The 13,161-nt window shown below is 69.7% G+C and carries 12 protein-coding genes and 1 pseudogene; 5 read left to right on the top strand and 8 right to left on the bottom strand.

All coding sequences use genetic code 11. From position 1 onward, the window contains the following. Nucleotides 1-2: 2 nt before the first annotated feature. Nucleotides 3-266 carry a hypothetical protein gene (locus MNOD_RS03325; RefSeq protein ID WP_015927422.1) on the bottom strand — a complete coding sequence of 88 codons (264 nt, stop codon included), beginning with the start codon at nucleotides 264-266 and terminating at the stop codon, nucleotides 3-5. 429 nt (nucleotides 267-695) lie between these two features. Between MNOD_RS03325 and MNOD_RS03320 the strand changes: the two are divergent. Then, nucleotides 696-930: pseudogene (locus tag MNOD_RS03320) on the top strand (hypothetical protein). A gap of 151 nt (nucleotides 931-1,081) precedes the next feature. Here the strand turns inward: MNOD_RS03320 and MNOD_RS03315 are convergent. Beyond that, entirely contained in the window at nucleotides 1,082-1,333 is a 252-nt protein-coding gene (locus tag MNOD_RS03315; RefSeq protein WP_015927420.1) for a hypothetical protein, read from the bottom strand. Between the two features lie 327 nt (nucleotides 1,334-1,660). On the opposite strand from MNOD_RS03315, the gene fabI reads away from it, so the two are divergent. Beyond that, nucleotides 1,661-2,521, top strand: a complete 861-nt coding sequence (fabI, locus tag MNOD_RS03310) for an enoyl-ACP reductase FabI (protein WP_015927419.1) — start codon at nucleotides 1,661-1,663, stop codon at nucleotides 2,519-2,521. Between the two features lie 74 nt (nucleotides 2,522-2,595). Beyond that, the gene (locus tag MNOD_RS03305) at nucleotides 2,596-3,801 is read left to right on the top strand and encodes a pyrophosphate--fructose-6-phosphate 1-phosphotransferase (protein WP_015927418.1); all 1,206 of its coding nucleotides are present in this window, start codon (nucleotides 2,596-2,598) and stop codon (nucleotides 3,799-3,801) included. Between the two features lie 123 nt (nucleotides 3,802-3,924). On the opposite strand, the gene glcF is transcribed toward MNOD_RS03305, so the two are convergent. The 6 genes from glcF to MNOD_RS03275 form a co-directional block, all read right to left on the bottom strand. Further along, nucleotides 3,925-5,268 carry a glycolate oxidase subunit GlcF gene (glcF, locus tag MNOD_RS03300; RefSeq protein ID WP_015927417.1) on the bottom strand — a complete coding sequence of 448 codons (1,344 nt, stop codon included), beginning with the start codon at nucleotides 5,266-5,268 and terminating at the stop codon, nucleotides 3,925-3,927. 247 nt (nucleotides 5,269-5,515) lie between these two features. Then, entirely contained in the window at nucleotides 5,516-6,106 is a 591-nt protein-coding gene (locus tag MNOD_RS03295) for a hypothetical protein (RefSeq protein WP_015927416.1), read from the bottom strand. Nucleotides 6,107-6,108: 2 nt separating this feature from the next. Beyond that, nucleotides 6,109-6,753 (bottom strand): hypothetical protein, encoded by a 645-nt coding sequence (locus MNOD_RS03290; protein WP_015927415.1) that lies wholly within the window; start codon nucleotides 6,751-6,753, stop codon nucleotides 6,109-6,111. Between the two features lie 203 nt (nucleotides 6,754-6,956). After that, nucleotides 6,957-8,144, bottom strand: a complete 1,188-nt coding sequence (gene glcE, locus MNOD_RS03285) for a glycolate oxidase subunit GlcE (RefSeq protein WP_015927414.1) — start codon at nucleotides 8,142-8,144, stop codon at nucleotides 6,957-6,959. A gap of 197 nt (nucleotides 8,145-8,341) precedes the next feature. Next, a complete protein-coding gene (locus MNOD_RS03280; protein ID WP_015927413.1) occupies nucleotides 8,342-9,781 on the bottom strand; it encodes a lipopolysaccharide biosynthesis protein in 1,440 nt (479 codons plus the stop codon). A gap of 173 nt (nucleotides 9,782-9,954) precedes the next feature. After that, complete coding sequence (locus tag MNOD_RS03275; RefSeq protein ID WP_015927412.1) at nucleotides 9,955-10,929, bottom strand: magnesium transporter CorA family protein; 975 nt, start codon at nucleotides 10,927-10,929, stop codon at nucleotides 9,955-9,957. Between the two features lie 176 nt (nucleotides 10,930-11,105). Between MNOD_RS03275 and groES the strand changes: the two genes are divergently transcribed. Together groES and groL are read left to right on the top strand one after the other, a co-directional pair. Beyond that, nucleotides 11,106-11,393 carry a co-chaperone GroES gene (gene groES, locus MNOD_RS03270; RefSeq protein ID WP_015927411.1) on the top strand — a complete coding sequence of 96 codons (288 nt, stop codon included), beginning with the start codon at nucleotides 11,106-11,108 and terminating at the stop codon, nucleotides 11,391-11,393. A gap of 102 nt (nucleotides 11,394-11,495) precedes the next feature. Further along, the gene (gene groL / locus MNOD_RS03265; protein WP_015927410.1) at nucleotides 11,496-13,133 is read left to right on the top strand and encodes a chaperonin GroEL; all 1,638 of its coding nucleotides are present in this window, start codon (nucleotides 11,496-11,498) and stop codon (nucleotides 13,131-13,133) included. The last annotated feature ends 28 nt before the right edge of the window (nucleotides 13,134-13,161 follow it).

The following is a 13,161-nucleotide window of genomic DNA, read 5'->3' as shown; positions in this document are numbered from 1 at the left end:
GCTCAGTGCCGGGGAACGGGGTTGACCGTATAGGCACCGCTGCGGATGCGGTCGGGGAAGCCTTCCGCATAGCGCGCGGTCGCCTCCTCGCCGTAGGTCTGCACCAACTCCTGGAAGGCCGCGAAGAGCGCGGCCTGAGCCATGCAGTCGCCGTCGATGCCGTCGAGGCAACCCTCGGCGAAGGCTTCCGACACGTAGGTCAGAGCGGCGCGCTTCGCTTCCTGGTCCGAGAGGTCAGGGGGAAGAAAGGAGTCAGAATCCGACATCGGCTGAATTGATTCGGGCGTCCGGCGCGGGTCTCAGATGGCCTTAAGTCATAGGATCGGGCCGCGGCCCGGGCCAGCGAGGAATTGCGAAGAGGTTAACGCGCGCGGCTCAAAGCCGCGCATCGCGGCAGGCGGGCCACAGGTGTGGCGGCCGGGCGACAGAGGTGGGCCGGCCCGCCGCGCCGCGCGATCCTGACGTGACGGCGGGCCGCTGGAAATCGGAGCGAAGGCGCGCCATGTAAAAGGCGGCGATCCGCGCGAGAGCGCCGCTCCCGGCCCGACCCTTCGCCGGGCCTCGACCCGCACTCCCGGCGCTGGGCCGGCGAGGGGTCTTTCGATCCGCATCTGGCCCCGACAGCCCGTGCCCGGCGCCGCCCCGCCACCCCTCATGGCCGGCCGCGCCTTGCTCCATGACGAGAGACGAAGCCCATGTTGCGTTCCAAGCAGAAGCCCAAGCCGCAGGAGACCGGCTTCATCCTGTTCGATGTCTACTACGAGGACGGGTCCCGGCGCTCGAACCGCCGTGTGCCCCGCGCGGCTCTCAACGGCCTCGACGGCGATGCGCCGGCGCGGCAGATCATCGAGGAGCAGGGATCGGGAGATCGCCGCGAAGTCCGGCCGTCCGCCGCTCGCCATCGCCAAGCTGGTGCGGTCGGCGACCTGACCCGCCGCAAGGCCGCCCCGCGCCGTCCGCCGGGAGGCTGCCGGACGATTCCTGGCGGCCCCGGGCCAGTGGCTCTCAGGTCTTGATGTGACGCGCTCTCTTGCGCCGAACCGGCCTCCACTTCAGCGGGGAGCGCTTGAGCGGCGCAGGGTCAGGCGTGGGTGTCGGCCGCGAACACCCAGTCGGACAGCCTGGTCGGCAGCGCGAGGCGGCGCAGGTCCAGCCCGCAGGAGGGTTTGTAGGTTTCCCCGTGGATCAGCCGGTCGAGGGCCGTCTCCGCACTGTCGAAGCAGCCCAGCGGCTCGCGCTCGTAGAACAGGACGACCCGGTCCCGTCCCGCCCATCGGGTCATCGCGATCCGGAACTCGCCCTGCGCGGTCTCGCAGAACCAATACCCGCTCATGGCGCGCCTTCCTCCTGTGACATCCCCGGTCGACGCCGCGGGCCGCCAGGGCCGTCTTGCGCGCCGATCGGGCTCTTGTGGCTTTATCTTGTTGTTGTTGATCGCATATCGCGTCGTACCCTGGAGGGCAATCGCCGCGCCGGCGAGGGTGCACTCACGCGAAGCGGGATCCGGCCCCCGCTCCCCGCGGGCGTGAGACCGCCGCCAGCACGACGCCCGGACTTCCGTCGCCCGCGGGCGTCGGCTAAGGATGCCGGGCGGAGGCAGCTTTCCTTTCGCATTTCACGGCCCGGCAGGCCGTCCCGCGGCAGCATGCGTTGGTGAACCATGGCGGATACGAACCGGGCTCAGGTCGAGGATTACGAGCAGGCCGCAGGCCCGAGGACCGGGCTTTTGGCGGGCAAGCGCGGCCTCGTGCTGGGGGTCGCCAATAACCGCTCGATCGCCTGGGGGATCGCCCGCAGCGCCCGGCAGCACGGGGCCGACCTCGCTTTCACCTATCAGGGCGAGGCCCTGAGGAAGCGGGTCGAGCCGCTGGCCAGGGAACTCGACGCGGCGGTGGTCGGCCATTGCGACGTCACCGACCCGGCCTCGATCGACGCGGTCTTTGCCGAGGCGGGCCGCCATTTCGGCGGCGGCCTCGATTTCGTCGTCCACTGCATTGCCTTCTCGGACAAGGACGAGCTGACCGGCCGCTACATCGAGACCAGCGAGGCGAACTTCACCAAGTCGCTCCTCATCTCCTGCTACTCGTTCACGGCGATCGCCCAGCGGGCCGAGAAGCTGATGAAGGACGGCGGCTCGCTGCTCACCCTGACCTATTACGGTGCCGAGAAGTGGATGCCCCACTACAACGTGATGGGCGTCGCCAAGGCCGCGCTGGAAGCCTCCGTGCGCTATCTCGCGGCCGATCTCGGCCCCTCGAAGATCCGGGTCAACGCCATCTCGGCCGGCCCGATCAAGACGCTGGCCGCCTCCGGCATCGGCGATTTCCGCTACATCCTGAAGTGGAACGAATACAACGCGCCGCTGCGCCGGACGGTGACCATCGAGGAGGTGGGCGAGACGGCCTCCTACCTCGTCTCCGACATGTCGCGGGGCATGACCGGCGAGATCCTGCACGTCGATGCGGGCTACCACGTCGTCGGCATGAAGAATCCCGAGGCGCCCGACCTGAGCAAGGAGTGACGGCGGGCTTGGCCTCGGCGGGGCTTGAGGTCAGTATGCGGCTCTGATGCTCTGAGCGCCGCGGGAAGCCCGCCATGACCACAGCCAAAGTCGCCATGCTGACCGCCGGGGGCCTCGCGCCCTGCCTCTCGGCGGCGGTCGGCGGCCTGATCGGCCGCTACACCGACCTTGCCCCCGAGATCGAGATCATCGGCTACCGCAGCGGCTATTGGGGCCTCCTCAAGGGTGAGGCGCTGGCGGTGACGCCTGCGGTGCGGGCGCAGGCCGGCACGCTGCTCCGTCATGGTGGCTCGCCGCTGGGCAACAGCCGGGTGAAGCTCACCAACGTCAAGGACTGCGTGAAGCGCGGCCTCGTGCGCGAGGGCGAGGACCCCCTGAAGGTGGCGGCCGAGCAACTGGCCCGGGACGGCATCACGATCCTGCACACGATCGGCGGCGACGACACCAACAGCACGGCCGCCGAGCTTGCCGCCTACCTGGACCGGAACGGCTACCGGCTCACGGTGGTGGGGCTGCCGAAGACCATCGACAACGACGTGGTGCCGATCCGCCAGTCGCTCGGCGCCTGGACGGCCGCCGAGCAGGGCGCCCTGTTCTTCGAGAACATCGCCAACGAGCAGAGCGCCAACCCGCGCATGCTCCTCGTCCACGAGGTGATGGGCCGCAATTGCGGCTGGCTCACCGCCGCCACGGCCCGCGCCTATCGCGAGCGCTTCTCCCGCCAGACCTTCCTGCCGGATTTCAACCTCACCGCCGCCCACAAGGACATCGATGCGGTCTACGTGCCGGAGGTCGAGATCGACCTCGACCGCGAGGCCGAGCGCCTGCGGGCGCGGCTTGCGGCGAAGGATTGCGTGACGATCTTCCTCAGCGAGGGTGCCGGCCTCGACGCGATCGTCGCCGAGATCGAGGGGCGCGGCGAGGTGCTCGGGCGCGATGCCTTCGGTCACGTCAAGATCGACACGGTCCATGTCGGCCAATGGTTCGCCGACCGCTTCGGCCCACGGCTCGGCGTCGAGAAGACGCTCGTCCAGAAATCCGGCCACTTCTCCCGCTCGGCCGCCCCCAATGCCGAGGACCTCCACCTGATCCAGGGCATGGTCGACCTCGCGGTCGATTGCGCGCTCCGGGGCGTGTCGGGCGTCATCGGGCACGACGAGGAGCACGGGGGACGCCTGCGCGCCATCGAGTTCGCGCGCATCCGCGGCGGCAAGGCGTTCGACCCCGCCACCCCCTGGTTCACGGATCTCCTCGACGCGATCGGGCAGCCGCACGCCTAAACAGAAGCTGACGTGCGTGGAATCCGCCCGGCACCTCAGCATGAGGACCGGTGGGGCTGCCATCAGGGGGCGCCCATGCGGCCGGGTTCATCCGCCAGGGACGGCCAGCCGGTGGTATGACGGCTACTCCGCCGCCACCGGCAGGGGCGCCCGGTCGGCGAGGCCCTCCAGGGCCGCGGGCCGCGGTCCCCCGGTCGCCCAGTCGAGCAGCTCCACCGTGTGGACGATCGGGATCTCGGTCCCTTTCCCGATCTGCGTCACGCAGCCGATATTGCCGGTGGCGATCAGGTCGGGATGCACCCGCTCGATATTGGCGACCTTGCGGGCGCGCAGTGCAGCGGCGAGCTCGGGCTGCAGGATGTTGTAGGTGCCGGCCGAGCCGCAGCAGATATGCCCCTCCGGCACGTCCTTGACGGTGAAGCCCGCCCGCTTGAGGAGCGCCTTCGGCTCGGTGCGGATGCCCTGGCCGTGCTGCATCGAGCAGGCGGAGTGATAGGCCACCACGAGGTCGGTCTCGATCACCGGCTCCAGCAGCCCGATCGCCGAGACGTATTCGGTGACGTCCTTGGCGATGGCCGAGACGCGCCGCGCCTTCTCGGCATAGGCCGGGTCGTCGCGGAACATGAAGCCGTAATCCTTGATCGTGGTGCCGCAGCCCGAGGCGGTGATCACGATGGCGTCGAGGCCGGGCCCGTCCATCTCGGCGATCCAGGCGTCGATCGTGCGCTTGGCGAGCGCGTGGGAGGACTCCTCCCGGCCCATATGGTGGGTGAGCGCGCCGCAGCAGCCCTCGCCCTTGGCCTGCACCACCTCCACGCCATGGCGGTTGAGCAGGCGAATCGCCGCCTCGTTGAAGTCGGGCCGCAGCACCGACTGGGCGCAGCCGCGCAGGAGCGCGACCCGCCCCCGGGCGGGGCCGTCCGGCGGGAAGCGGCCGGGGCGGTCGGCGGCGGACCGGGTCGGCAGTGCGCCCGGCGCGAGGTCGAGCATGGCGGCGAGCCGGCTGCCCACCCGCGGCAGCCCGGCGACGAAGCCGCGGAACGGCCGCCCGAGCGCCGCGGCGAGGAGCGCGAGGCGGAAGCGGTTCGGATAGGGCAGCACCCGCGCCAGCAGCGCCCGCATCCAGCGATCGGAAGCGGGGCGCCGGTAGGTGTCTTCGATATAGGCCCGGGCGTGATCGACGAGGTGCATGTAGTGCACGCCCGAGGGGCAGGTGGTCATGCAGGAGAGGCAGGAGAGGCAGCGATCGATGTGCTTGACCACCTGGGGGGTGGCGGGCTTGGCCCCTTCCAGCATGTCCTTGATCAGGTAGATGCGTCCGCGCGGGGAGTCGAGCTCGTCGCCGAGCAGCAGGTAGGTCGGGCAGGTGGCGGTGCAGAAACCACAATGCACGCAGGTGCGCAGGATCTTCTCCGAGGCCGCCATGGCCGGGTCGGCGAGCTGCGCTGGAGTGAAATTGGTCTGCACGACGGTTCCTCGGTCACGCTTTGTCGGGTCGGCTTCTCGCGGGCCGGGCGTGTTCTAGACCAATTTCAAGGCGCGTGGGGCGCCTGTATCGCCGCATCCGGGCAAGCCGGCGGCGGAATTTCTCAATACAGCCATTTCCCTCGCCGAACCCGCCCTCTCGGTCGCCGGGATCCGCCGCGCCTGCGATCTGCCGATGACGATCCAGCTCCTGCGGCGCGACGAGCCCGCGGCGGAGGGGTGGGGGAGATCACGGTCCCGATCTGAAGTCCGGCCGCTGATCCATCTGCGAGAGTGCCTTGGTCAAGGTCTGGGCGCGCGACGCCAGCGTATTCAGGAAATCATCCGCCACGTCGACCTTGGCGCCACGCAGCCTCTTCATGTCCAAATAGGGAATGAAGATGTTGTTCTCGCCGGCGAGCCAGATTGCCGAGACGTGTAGGGCCGGAACATCCAGGATGCGAACCTCATACTCCTCAGGCTTCTGTTGCGCCACGGATTCCGCCAGCGTGGCCGCCTCGATCAAGCGCCGGGCATTCTCGCCGCGGGCGAGGCTGGCGAAGCGCGTTTCCCCGCCGCCCACCTCGCCGACGTCTGCCACGGCGGTATCCCCGCCCGCCGTTTCGAGAAGATACCGCCAGCCGACATGCTGCGCCTGGGTGAGGCCGCCGGTCGCGTCAATCTGATTGAGGCCAAGGCGGTACAGCGGGATCGGTTCCGCGAGATTGATCGCGGCTCCGCCCGCGGCGTCAGCGGTGGGGCCCTGATCCCAGAGATCCCGCAATGCTCGTCTGACCACGGCCCGACCCGTGGCGGGTGCGGATTTCAATACAAGGCTCACGGTCAAGCTCCCAGCAGGTCCGGATCATCGATGTCCGCTTGTGCGACGGCGCCGCCAGCCGTCGCGGGACCCGTCAAGTACGAATGCGTCCAGTCGCCTCCGGTCTGATACAACGAAGGAAAGTCATCGTAAGGCACCTGCGTTTCCATCCAGATCGGATCCGCAATGTCGATATAGGTCCGGCCGGTCCCGGCGACGTGCCAGCCGATGACAACGGCGAAGTGACCGCCGCCATCATACCACCCGATTCTGCAGCCGACGACCAAGTCGCTGTTGATGCGCGTCTGCAGATCGGCGAAGGGCAGGGCACCCTGCGCCACGTCCTCCAGGTTGCCCGTGATGCGGAGCACGCGGTCGAGATACCACGGCTTGTCGCACTTCCCCGCGTCGTCGGCTCCGTCGGTACAGCAATCCTGGCGGCCAAGCGCCGTGTTCGCCAGCTCACACTGCGTGCGCGTTTGGGTGTGGTCGTAAAATCGTTCGATGCTGACGCCGACTGCCGACCAGCACCAATTGTCCTGCTCTTGCCGGTCGATCCGGAAGTTCGTTTTGCGATGCTGGGCGGGACCGGCTCCGCCGAGTGCTGATGCTGCTGGAGGCGAGCCAATGACGATGGGCTTGGGAAACAGAAATTCAGGAATTGGCATCCAGTCCTCGCCGAAAGCCGGACGACACATGGTCGTGACGCCCGAATCATTTCGAGCGACAACTCGACCTCCCGGAGAGATGCACGAAAAATCCTCTCTGGTCCAGCAAGTGGGCAGGAAGGTGGAAATTTAATTTCCATTCTTCTGGCAGGCGACAGCTGAGTTCGGCGCCGGCAGGCGCTGTCGGCGGTGCCTGAGCCGCACTAAACTCCCGCATACATCCGCCCCGGATTGAACAAACCGGCCGGATCATGCGCCGCCTTGATGCCGGCGGTGAGCCGCATCAGCGGCTCCGACAGGGGCTCGAAGACCGGCACGGAGGCGCGCACCGCCTCCGGCGCGCGCACCAGCGTCGCGTGGCCGCCGGCCCGGGCCACCGCCGCCCGCACGAGAGCGGCGCCCGCATCCCCGGCCGTGTCGGTCCTCAGCCAGATCAGGCCGCCGCCCCAGTCGTAGAACCACGTCGCCATCCGCTCCCGCGCGATCGCGGCCGTGACCTGCGGGCCGCGGCTCGGCGCCGTGGAGATCCGCCAGACCGCGCCGTCGCCCTCCGCCGCCAAGGGCGTGGCATCCCGCACCGCCCTCCAGTGGGCGGTCGCCGCCTCGCCTTCGATGACCTCCGGGGTGCCGAAGCGCCGCAGCAGCCGGCGCAGCTCGCCGAGCCGGTAGTCGATCGAGGCGGAGAAGCCCTCGATGCGCAGGAAGGTGCGCGCCTGCGCCGCGCCGATCCCGGCCGGCCAATGCGCCGCCCCGGTGATCTCGAAGGGCGAGCCGAGGCCGAGGCTGAGCGCCTCGACGGCGCGCCCGTCGTCGAGCCCGGGAAAGACGAGCGTCGCGGTGCGCTCCGGAACCGGGAGCACCTTGAAGGTCACTTCGGTGAGGAACCCGAGCGTGCCCCAGGACCCCGCCATCAGCTTCACGAGGTCGAGGCCAGTGACGTTCTTCATCACCCGCCCACCCGACTTCACCACCTCGCCCCGACCGTTGACGAAGCGCACGCCGATCAGGCTGTCGCGGGCCGCCCCGGCGGTGATCCGGCGCGGTCCCGAGATGTTGCCGGCCGCGACCGCCCCGATCGTCGGCTCGCCCGCGGAGCCGAGCAGCGCCCGGTGGTCCATCGGCTCGAAGGGCAGCATCTGATGCGCCGCGGCGAGCCGCGCCTCCACCTCGGCGAGCGGCGTGCCGGCGAGCGCCCGGATCACCAGCTCGGCCGGCTCGTAGAGGGTGATGCCGGTGAGCCCGCCCGAGGAGAGCGTCGCCTCGTCCTGGGCCGGACGCCCGATCGCCGTCCGCGTCCCGCCGCCCACGATGCGCAGCCGCTCCCGCCGCGCTGCCGCAGCGGCGACCAGGTCCGCCGCCTCCGCCTCGGTCCGGGGCTGGTACACGCTCATGGTCGGAAATCCCTGGCGGCCAGGATCGGCCGGTCCGCCGAGGAATGCGGCGAAGGCGCCGGCTGTGCAAGCGGGGCCGTGTCACGCCGGCTGCCGGCGGCGCGCCCCACCATCGTGCCTCGCGGGCCGCGACGGGGCGTCTTCGCAAGGCCCTGAGCCGGAGCAGAGCCGCCTGGCTCGGCACCGCGCGACCAGCCCTATTCTGCCGGGACCGCCCGCCGCAGGCGCGGCGCCACCGCCGTCCGCAGTCCCGCGATGTCGAAGCTCCAGACCAGCGTCCCGTAGACCGCCGCGCCGACGGCCACGCTCGAGGCCAGCGCCAGCCAGGGCGCGAGCCCGCGCAGGGGCAGCACGGCCACAACCATCACCGTCGTCGCGGCGAGCGTCGCCCCGAGGTCGCGCAACGGCAGGCGCAGGCGCTGCGGCCCGGCCAGGCCCCGCAGGCCGAGGAAGCCGCAGGCGGCGATGAGGCCGAGCGACTGCGCCGCCGCGATGCCGGACGCGCCGAAGCGTCCCGCCAGCGTCAGCACGCCGAACGCGTTCACGGCGGCGCCGATCAGGGCGGCGGCAATCACCGGCCGCGTGCGGCGCCGGATCTGGAAGATCGGGTTGAGGGCGAAGTTCATCAGCGCGCCGGCGAACAGGCCGGGCAGCAGGATCAGCGTGTAATGGGTGAAATGCCCGCGGAAGGCCTCCGGCACCACGATCGCCTCGACGGCGGGCGCCACGAGCCAGAACCCCGCCGCGGACGGAAGCATGAGGGCGACCACGACGGCGGCGTTGCGGGCCACCTGATCCTCGCCCGCGGCCGCGCCGTGGTGCTCCTCCGCCCGCACGGCGAGCTGGAACAGCAGCAGGTCGAGGGCGGCCCCGAGCGTGCTGAAGATGCGCCCGCCGATATCGGCGGCGAGGGAGAAGTAGCCGGATTCCGCGAATCCGGCCGCCGCCGCGATGGCTGCGCGGTTCGCGAAGGGCATCAGGTGATAGACGGCATTGGCGGCGATGAGCGGCAGGCCGTAGCCGAGGAAGAGCCGCAGGGTCTCCGGCCCGTGCCGGCGCGCTTCGGCCCGCGCCGGGTCGGCGAGCGCCTGCCGGACTGCCAGCACCGCAAGGAGCTGACTCAGGCCGCCCGCCACCATCACCAGGGCCGGGGAGGGGAGGAGCCACGCCGTCCCGGTCATCAGCAAAGCCGCGATCGCGTTCTTGGCGAGCACCAGCCGGAGGTAGAGGCCGCCCGCGAACCGCGCCCGGGCGAGCGCCGCGTAGGCGTCGAAGAGGCCGATGCCGATCGCCGCCGCGGCCGCCGCGGCTGAGAGCCGCGCCTCGTCGCGCCAGCCCGCCGCGGCCTCGCCGCCGCCGAGGCAGATGAGCGCCGCGCCGAAGAGCCCCACGGCCACGGCCGCATAGGCGCGGTTCAGCATGTGGCGGATCCAGGGCTCGTGCCGGCGCACCCGGTCGGAGTAGAAGCGCGTGGCCGAGAGGCGCAGCCATTCGAACAGGAGCGTGTTGAGCAGCACGGCGCCCGCCGTGCCGAGCGCGAAGCGGCCGAAATCCGCCGGCCCGAGGAACCGGGCGATCAGGAGCCCGAGCGCGAAGTTCAGCGCGGCATTGATCACGAAGGCTGCGATGACCGCCATGTCCGGGCTTTCGGGGATTGCGGGACGGAACGGGGGGATTCTAGGTACCAGCGGCGAAGATGTCCTTAAGTGCGTCGGCGCAGCTAGGTCGCGCGATGCTCCAGCGGCCCTCGGCAGCCCGATTCCCCGCATGTGGGCGGCCCCTGGCCTTGAGGCCGATCGAGGCCCGCGGGTCAGAACCAGCCCTTCGCCTTGAACCACACCGCCGGCGCCAGCGCGCTCAGCAGGATCAGGCCCAGCCCGTAGGGGTAGCCCCAGGCCCAGTCGAGCTCCGGCATGTGCTTGAAGTTCATGCCGTACATCGATGCGATCAGAGTCGGCGGGATGCCGATGATCGACACCACCGTGAGCACCCGGAAGGTGTTGTTCTGCTCGATGTTGATGAGCCCGAGCGCCGCGTCGAGGAGGAACTGCACGGTCTCGGAGAGGCGCGTCTCGAATTCCTCCAGCGAGGCGATGTCGAGGTGCAGCGTATCGAGATGGGCGTGATCCTCGGGCTTGAGCCAGGTGGCCTCGCTCGCCACGAACGGCACGATGCGGTCGAGGCCGACGAGGGCGGCCCGCAGCTTGGCGAGGGCCTTTCCCCGGCGGCCGATCTCGCCGAGGATGCGCCGCAGCGCGAGGTCGCGGCGTTTCGGGGCCGCCTGCCCGCCCTGGGCGGCGTCGAAGTGGAAGACGCGGGTCGAGAGCGCGTCGAGGGCGTCGCTCATCGCCTCCAGGCTGTCGGCCATGGCATCGACGAGTTCCGCGACGAGCGCGCCGAACACCCCGACGCTGGTTTCCGGGCCGTCATGCTCCGCCTGGCGCTGCTTCACGGTATCGAAGGCGGCCAGCGGCTGGAAGCGGATCGACACCAGCCGCTCGCGGGTCAGAATGAAGCCGAGCGGGCGCAGCGAAAGGTCGCCCGGCACGAAGGAGACCATCGGGGTGCTGAGATAGAGCGCGTCCCGCCGCCGCCGCAGGCGGCTCGACCGCTCCACCTCGCTCAGCGCCTCCCGGGAGGGCACGGCGAGGCCGGTCGCCTCCTCGGCCAGCGCGATCTCGGTCTCGTTCGGATCGACGAGGTCGAGCCATGTCGCGTGGGGCGGGGGCGCCGCGCAGGCCGCGCCCTCAGCGACGACGCCACCGGGACCGTGCAGGGTGATCATCGGGGAAGGTTCCTGGATGGGGCCGCGGCGATCTCGCGGACCGTCTTGACTCGCCCGAAGGCTCCGCATAACTCACCGCCAGCCTTGGCACTCACTTCGTAAGAGTGCTAGCAGGCCGGCGGGCGCCGCGCCGCCGCACCAACCGCAAGTCCTTGTGGGAAGCAAGAGGGCAGCACATGCAATTCCGTCCGCTGCACGACCGCGTGGTCGTCCGTCGCATCGAGAGCGAGGAGAAGACCAAGGGCGGCATCATCATCCCGGACACCGCCAAGGAGAAGCCGCAGGAGGGCGAGATCGTCGCCGTCGGCCCGGGCGCCCGCGACGAAACCGGCAAGCTCGTCCCCCTCGACGTCAAGGCCGGCGACCGCGTGCTGTTCGGCAAGTGGTCCGGCACCGAGGTCAAGATCGACGGTCAGGATCTCCTGATCATGAAGGAATCCGACATCATGGGCGTCCTCGCCTGAGGGCGGGAACCGGATTCCTGTGAGACGTCCGCCGCCCGGGCGCCGATGACGGGCGCCGCGCGGACGATCGACGATAAGACAATCGTTCAGAGAGGATTGGACATGGCAGCGAAAGACGTCCGTTTCGCCTCCGACGCGCGCGACAAGATGCTGCGCGGCGTCGACATCCTGGCGGATGCGGTGAAGGTGACGCTCGGCCCGAAGGGCCGCAACGTGGTGATCGAGAAGAGCTTCGGGGCACCCCGCATCACCAAGGACGGCGTGACGGTCGCGAAAGAGATCGAGCTCGCCGACAAGTTCGAGAACATGGGCGCCCAGATGGTGCGCGAGGTGGCCTCGAAGACCAACGATCTCGCGGGTGATGGCACCACCACGGCGACCGTGCTGGCCCAGGCCATCGTCAAGGAAGGCGCCAAGTACGTCGCCGCCGGCATGAACCCGATGGACCTCAAGCGCGGCATCGACCTTGCGGTCACCGCGGTGGTCAAGGACATCCAGGGCCGCTCCAAGAAGGTCTCGGCCTCCGAGGAGATCGCCCAGGTCGGCACCATCTCGGCCAATGGCGACAAGGACATCGGCCAGATGATCGCCCAGGCGATGCAGAAGGTCGGCAACGAGGGCGTGATCACGGTCGAGGAGGCCAAGACGGCCGAGACCGAGCTCGACGTGGTCGAGGGCATGCAGTTCGACCGCGGCTACCTGTCTCCGTACTTCATCACCAATGCGGAGAAGATGATCGCCGAGCTCGAGGATCCCTACATCCTGATCCACGAGAAGAAGCTGTCCTCGCTCCAGGCCATGCTGCCGGTGCTGGAGGCGGTGGTGCAGACCGGCAAGCCGCTGCTGATCGTGGCCGAGGACATCGAGGGCGAGGCGCTGGCCACGCTGGTGGTCAACAAGCTGCGCGGCGGGCTGAAGGTGGCGGCCGTGAAGGCGCCGGGCTTTGGCGACCGCCGCAAGGCGATGCTGGAGGACATCGCCATCCTGACCGCCGGGCAGATGATCGCGGAGGATCTCGGCATCAAGCTGGAGAACGTGACGCTGCCGATGCTCGGCCGGGCCAAGCGGGTGCGGATCGAGAAGGAGACCACCACGATCATCGATGGGGCCGGCGAGAAGGCGGACATCGAGGCGCGGGTGGCGCAGATCAAGGCGCAGATCGAGGAGACCACCTCGGACTACGACCGGGAGAAGCTGCAGGAGCGTCTGGCCAAGCTCGCCGGCGGCGTGGCGGTGATCCGGGTCGGCGGTGCCACCGAGATCGAGGTCAAGGAGAAGAAGGACCGCGTCGACGACGCGCTCCATGCCACCCGCGCTGCGGTCGAAGAGGGCATCGTGCCTGGCGGCGGCACCGCGCTCCTGCGCGCTCGCGACGCCATCAAGGACCTCAAGAGCGACAACGCCGACGTTCAGGCCGGCATCAAGATCATCGTGAAGGCCCTTGAGGCCCCGATCCGCCAGATCGCCGCCAATGCCGGGGTCGAGGGCTCGATCGTGGTCGGCAAGGTCAGCGAGAACGGCTCGGCGACCTTCGGCTTCGATGCTCAGACCGAGACCTATGTCGACCTGATCCAGGCCGGCATCGTCGATCCGGCCAAGGTGGTGCGCACGGCGCTGCAGGATGCCGCTTCGGTGGCGGGCCTGCTGGTGACGACCGAGGCGATGGTCGCCGACGCCCCCAAGAAGGAAGCCCCGCCGGCCATGCCGGGCGGCGGCGGCATGGGCGGCATGGACTTCTAAGTCCGGCCACCCGGCAATCGAAACGGAA

It is taken from the genome of Methylobacterium nodulans ORS 2060 (assembly GCF_000022085.1).
GTDB lineage: Bacteria > Pseudomonadota > Alphaproteobacteria > Rhizobiales > Beijerinckiaceae > Methylobacterium > Methylobacterium nodulans.
This window is presented reverse-complemented; position numbering and strand designations above follow the sequence as displayed.

Excerpts from the sequence above, each read along its gene's own strand:
- MNOD_RS03325 (WP_015927422.1), bottom strand. The coding sequence starts at position 266 with ATGTCGGATTCTGACTCCTTTCTTCCCCCTGACCTCTCGGACCAGGAA.
- MNOD_RS03315 (WP_015927420.1), bottom strand. The coding sequence starts at position 1,333 with ATGAGCGGGTATTGGTTCTGCGAGACCGCGCAGGGCGAGTTCCGGATC.
- fabI (WP_015927419.1), top strand. The coding sequence starts at position 1,661 with ATGGCGGATACGAACCGGGCTCAGGTCGAGGATTACGAGCAGGCCGCA.
- MNOD_RS03305 (WP_015927418.1), top strand. The coding sequence starts at position 2,596 with ATGACCACAGCCAAAGTCGCCATGCTGACCGCCGGGGGCCTCGCGCCC.
- MNOD_RS03290 (WP_015927415.1), bottom strand. The coding sequence starts at position 6,753 with ATGCCAATTCCTGAATTTCTGTTTCCCAAGCCCATCGTCATTGGCTCG.
- glcE (WP_015927414.1), bottom strand. The coding sequence starts at position 8,144 with ATGAGCGTGTACCAGCCCCGGACCGAGGCGGAGGCGGCGGACCTGGTC.
- MNOD_RS03280 (WP_015927413.1), bottom strand. The coding sequence starts at position 9,781 with ATGGCGGTCATCGCAGCCTTCGTGATCAATGCCGCGCTGAACTTCGCG.
- MNOD_RS03275 (WP_015927412.1), bottom strand. The coding sequence starts at position 10,929 with ATGATCACCCTGCACGGTCCCGGTGGCGTCGTCGCTGAGGGCGCGGCC.
- groES (WP_015927411.1), top strand. The coding sequence starts at position 11,106 with ATGCAATTCCGTCCGCTGCACGACCGCGTGGTCGTCCGTCGCATCGAG.
- groL (WP_015927410.1), top strand. The coding sequence starts at position 11,496 with ATGGCAGCGAAAGACGTCCGTTTCGCCTCCGACGCGCGCGACAAGATG.